Origin of the sequence: Burkholderia sp. Bp9143 (assembly GCF_003853645.1) — a bacterium.
Lineage (GTDB): Bacteria > Pseudomonadota > Gammaproteobacteria > Burkholderiales > Burkholderiaceae > Burkholderia.
On sequence record NZ_QTPO01000155.1, the window covers coordinates 1 to 702 of the forward strand.

At 68.8% G+C, this 702-nt stretch carries 1 protein-coding gene; it reads left to right on the top strand.

The genetic code is table 11. The annotated features are described in order from the left end of the window. Window positions 1-112: 112 nt before the first annotated feature. A partial coding sequence (locus tag DIE23_RS39100) for an ATP-binding cassette domain-containing protein (RefSeq protein WP_148093507.1) occupies window positions 113-702 on the top strand: 590 nt, incomplete at its 3' end.

Sequence of the window (702 nt, forward strand, 5' to 3'; positions counted from 1 at the left end):
TTCGGCGCCGACGCCGGTGCGATCGGCGCCGCGACGCTGCCGATGTTCTTCAACTTCTCCCCGCGCTCCGGGATTCTGAGAGGTGCAGGCCTGGATACGCAGGAGGTCGCTTATGTCTCGTTCTAACTCGCCCCGGCCGCTGCTCGAGATGCGCGGGATCAGCAAGACGTTCCCCGCCGTGCGCGCGCTCGACAACGTCAGCCTGACCGTCTATCCGGGCGAGATCCATTCGCTGATGGGCGAGAACGGCGCAGGCAAATCGACGCTGATGAAGATCCTGTCGGGTGCGTACCGCGCCGACGCCGGCGGCGAGATCCTGATCGACGGCGAGCGCATCGACGTCGACGGCCCGCTCGCCGCGCGCGATGCGGGCGTCGCGGTGATCTACCAGGAGCTGTGCCTCGCGCCGAACCTCACCGTCGCGGAAAACATCTACGTCGGCCGCGAACTGCGGCGCGGCAACCGGCGCTGGGGCACCATCGACCGCGCGGCGATGGCGCGCGGCTGCCAGGACGTACTCACGCGCCTCGGTGCGCCGTTCGGTCCGGAAACGCTGGTCGGCACGCTGTCGATCGCCGAACAGCAGCTCGTCGAGATCGCGCGTGCAGTGCACACCCGCGCGCGCATCCTCGTGATGGACGAACCGACGACGCCGCTGTCGTCGCGCGAGACCGAGCACCTGTTCGGCCTGATCCGCCAGCT